The organism is Microcoleus sp. Pol11C3, from assembly GCF_036701485.1.
Classification (GTDB): Bacteria; Cyanobacteriota; Cyanobacteriia; order Cyanobacteriales; family Microcoleaceae; genus Microcoleus.
In genome coordinates, this window is the sequence record NZ_JAUBQW010000238.1 from 1 (window position 1) to 4251 (window position 4251).

Sequence of the window (4251 nt, forward strand, 5' to 3'; positions counted from 1 at the left end):
CTTGTTGTACGATTAAGAAAGTAGTTACAAATTCCTTCAAAATGATTGACAATTGTCGAACATGATTCTTTAAAAAAGATTCTCGCATAATTCAGCCAATCCTTGAACTTTATCTGGGCTATTTTGACGGTCATATCGGTCTCGTATATTTCCCGAAACTCTTCTTTCATCTCATAAGCCATTCTTAAGCATTCTGATTTTTCCAAGGTGATTTCCAACCTTTCAATTTGGTCGGAATTAAGGTTGCTTCGATTACTCAACAATAAGTATTTGCTTCCTCTATCTGTAATTCCTACTGCTCGACGCAACTTATTCAAGTCTTTATTAACTGCTTTCATAACGTGAAAACGGTCAATAACAACTTGGGCATTTGGGAATACTTGTTCTATAACTTTTGGAAATCCTCCCCACATATCAACACTCACTTCTTTAACTTGTGATCGAACCTCTAATGGTTGCTTTCTAAGGACTTCAATTATGTCTGGTTGGCGGTGAGAGTCAATCATTTCAATCAAATTACCCCCCTCAATGTCACTAACAACAGTTACCAAACTTCCTTTTCCTTTTCTCATACTTATCTCATCTATACTCACTCGTTTAACTGACTCCCAACAGTTTTTTTTTACAGGAATTGACATGAGTAAAAATACCTTTAATTTCGTCATAACTCAATCCTTCTTCTCGCCCAATTTGTTCCATACTTGACTGTTGAACACGCGCATAAATATTTTGTTCGTATCGTTGAGTATGCCGTCTTTTTTTGTCCAAAAACTCTAATTTTTCTGTAACGTAACGTTGACAGCTAGCACAGTAAAACTGCCGCCGAGGTACTTGTAAATACACAGAACGACCGTAAACTGACAAATCTCTGGCTAATATAGGTCGATTCTGATGGAGTTATTCTGTATAATTATCACAGTGAGGACAAACTATTCCTGATGCTAAAGCACTCAAACGAAAGTAAATTTGTCCTTCAATTTGAGTACAAGTTTCAACCTTGACTCCCGGCAAGTCTAATAGATAGTCTAAATGAAAGCTCATCACTCTAACTGTATTGATTGATCTATTTTACACCATACACTCAGGAGAGCCAACCTTCCGAGTGATGCTATGGTCGAGTATACATAGATAATGTTTTTTGTCAATGCGTAAGTCCTAGAACAGTTATTAGAAAAAATTAATCGGACATCAGAAAACTCATCATCACCACCATCTTGCGACCCACCGGGATTTGGAAAAAAGCCGCAAAAGACAAAAAGCGGTAAAAAGCGAGGGGGGTAGCCTGGTCATAAAGGAAATAGCCGGGACTTATACCCCATAGAAGAATGCAGGGCGAACGCATCTAAATTTAATATTAACAGAATCTGGTATATTGGAGAATAATTATTGAGTACCTAGAAAATATTTAATCAGAGTTCGCGCTGTATGAAACTTAAACCTAAAATCACCATTGCCGACCATTTTTCCGACTTAGAAGACCAAAGAATTGAGCGGACGAAACATCATCAATTAATTGATATTATCACGATTTCCATTTGTGCAGTGATTTGCGGTGCTGATACATGGGTGGATCTCGAAAGTTACGGGCGCAGCTCAACACAAATGGTTAAAGAAATTTTTAGAATTGCCGAATGGTATACCGAGCCATGACACAATTGCGAGAGTATTTTCTCGGATCAAACCGGAGCAGTTTCAAAAATGTTTTTTGAATTGGATTCAATCTATTAGCTGCTTGAATCCAGGAGAAGTAATCGCAATTGATGGCAAAACTCTTCGCCATTCTTACGATCGGGGAGGGGATAAAAAAGCGATTCATATGGTCAGTGCTTGGGCAACCAGTCAAAGATTAGTTTGAGGACAAGTTAAAGTCGATAAAAAATCTAATGAAATTACAGCAATTCCGGCTTTACTAAAAGTGTTAGAATTGAACGGAAGCATTGTCACCATTGATGCGATGGGCTGCCAGAAGTCAATTCTTAAGTCAATTGTCGAACAAGGAGGAGACTACGTGATCACCTTAAAAAATAACCAGCCATCTCTATATGCAAGAGTAGAAGAGTTGTTTGAGCAAGCAATGAGAAAATTTTTTCTGGCTTTACACATACAGCTTATTCGACCAAGAAAGAGAGTAATCATGGTCGCTTAGAAATACGACATCACTTAATGTTAAGTAATATAAAAGAGCTCGTTGACCCAGAAAATAAATGGGAGAAACTTGACAGTATAGGCATGATAGAATCCGTGCGAATATTGAAGGGAAAAACCACTATTGAAACTCGCTATTACATTAGTAGTTTACCAAACAATGCTCAAAAATTTGGTGAATCCGTCCGCAGTCATTGGGGGATAAAAAACTCCTTACATTGGGTGTTAGATGTAGGTTGTCGCGAAGATGATGGTCGGATCAGAAAAGATAACGCTCCGCAAAATTTTGCCATTCTTAGACACATCTCCCTCAATCTTTTGAATCAAGAAAAAACTTCAAAAACTGGAGCAAGGAATAAGCGACTTCGAGCCGGATGGGATGATGACTATTTGACTAAGATTCTCGCTGTTTCACTTAACTAAATTTTCAAAAACAACTCATTGCTAACTATTATACAACTTGTAAACAGGGGTTGTCAGCTTTTTATTGTCTCAAGAATGGCAGCAAGTAAAAACCAGCATTAATCAGTTCCTTTTTTCTCTAAAAACTGATTATAAAGTGTATTCATAGCTTCTAATAATGGTGAATTTATATTACAGCACTTTGCGAGCAAACCCGCCACAATTCGAGTTATCTAAATAGGCTCAAAAAACAAACCACAATGATTAAACCAATTGAGAGCATTTTCATCAGTAATAAGATTAACAGCCATAGTGATGGCTTCATCAAGAGCATCGGATGTGCGAGCTCCTTGGGAACGAAGAATTTCTTTTAACTTTGACCAACATAACTCGATGGGCGATAAATCAGGCGAGTAGGGAGGCAAAAATTTTATAAAAGCTCCCACAGATTCAATTAAAGCTTTTGTAGTTTCAGCATAATGTACAGGTAAATTATCCATGACTACAATTGCTCCAATCCACAACTGAGGAAGTAATATTTGCTCAACAAAAACTAAAAAACTAGCTGTGTTCAGACTACCTGGAAAAGTCATAGTAGCAATTAAGCCGACCTCACTCATAGCTCCAATTAAAGTGATGTTTTTGCCTTTATTTCCTGGGCGGTTATAATAGACTCTGGCTCCACCTTGACACCTACCATAGTTTCGTGTCATAGCCAGATTTACACCTGTTTCATCAAGGAATACAAGGTTTTTGATGTCTATAGTATCTAGCCAACGCCTAAATTCATAGCGCAATTTTTGTACTCTTTCTGTACCTTGCTCAATCGCTACTAAAGTTTTTTTTACGCCTGACTTTTAAGCGGTTAAGAGTGCGTGACAAACTTGATATACTTACTTCTATGCCTTGGCGCTCTTTTATTTCCTCTTTAATTTCTCGCAAATATATATCGCTTTTCTCTGTCACTATTATCTTTAACAATTCTTGCTCTTTACCTTTAAGCTTCGAGCGACGATCCTCTCCCTGAGTCCTGGCAGCTATCTCCCCCGTCTCTCGATACCGACGCAAAAATTCACGTAGAAACGATAAACTGACTTTAAATCGTTTTGCTAACTCTCTTTGTGTGCCTTCTTTGTTTTGCCACGCACTTAATATCTTCTGTCGTAAGTCAATAGAATATGCTGCCATCTCTAAATAATCTCCTTTTTTTACATCTTTAAAGTTTACCATTTGTGTAGCGGGTTTGATCTCAAATTGCTGTAAAATATAGTCACCACTGGTGAACAGTGTTCAATAAGATGCGTTCCCCCTGTGTCTGCGACTTCTCGGAGGGCGAGTTATCGCAAAGCAATTAAATAACGGTTTGCCGGGAATTGGTGGCATTGAAGCGTGTCGCCAAATTAAACAGCGCCATCCAGAAATTCCTGTTTTAATTTTAACATCTCACGCCCAAAAAGCGTTAATTGAAAGGTTGATTTCAGCGGGTGATCAGGGATATTGCCTCAAGGGAATTGCGGCGGCAACTTTGGTTTAGGCAATTCGTTGATCGGTAGCAGCGGGTGCTTCGTGGTGGGATTAAGGTGGCAACTGCGGAAATTCGGGCGGTTTTTGCTAATCCTGAACCTGTGGGTAGTCCTGCATAGCAAGGAAAATCAAGGGTTTTAATTGATAGATAAACTGGCGTTATACTCATGAATAAAATAC

General features: G+C 38.4%; 3 protein-coding genes and 2 pseudogenes. 2 read left to right on the plus strand and 3 right to left on the minus strand.

Annotated elements, in window-relative coordinates; translation table 11 throughout:
• Nucleotides 1–1041, minus strand: a pseudogene (locus tag QUA40_RS29210) (ISL3 family transposase); the annotation flags it as partial.
• A gap of 384 nt (nucleotides 1042–1425) precedes the next feature.
• Here QUA40_RS29210 and QUA40_RS27850 point away from each other — a divergent pair.
• A pseudogene (locus tag QUA40_RS27850) lies at nucleotides 1426–2568 on the plus strand (ISAs1 family transposase).
• Between the two features lie 212 nt (nucleotides 2569–2780).
• On the opposite strand, the gene QUA40_RS27855 reads toward QUA40_RS27850, so the two are convergent.
• Both QUA40_RS27855 and QUA40_RS27860 read right to left on the minus strand, forming a co-directional pair.
• Nucleotides 2781–3344, minus strand: a complete 564-nt coding sequence (locus tag QUA40_RS27855; RefSeq protein WP_333131823.1) for an IS630 family transposase — start codon at nucleotides 3342–3344, stop codon at nucleotides 2781–2783.
• Between the two features lie 25 nt (nucleotides 3345–3369).
• On the minus strand, nucleotides 3370–3777 hold the full coding sequence (locus QUA40_RS27860) for an IS630 transposase-related protein (protein ID WP_333131825.1): 408 nt from the start codon (nucleotides 3775–3777) through the stop codon (nucleotides 3370–3372).
• A 133-nt stretch (nucleotides 3778–3910) separates the two neighbouring features.
• Between QUA40_RS27860 and QUA40_RS27865 the strand changes: the two genes are divergently transcribed.
• Entirely contained in the window at nucleotides 3911–4081 is a 171-nt protein-coding gene (locus QUA40_RS27865; RefSeq protein WP_445301209.1) for a response regulator, read from the plus strand.
• Nucleotides 4082–4251 lie beyond the last annotated feature (170 nt).

What these genes read in the sequence shown, in the direction of transcription:
- QUA40_RS27860 (WP_333131825.1), bottom strand. Translation starts at nt 3,777, where the DNA reads ATGGTAAACTTTAAAGATGTAAAAAAAGGAGATTATTTAGAGATGGCA.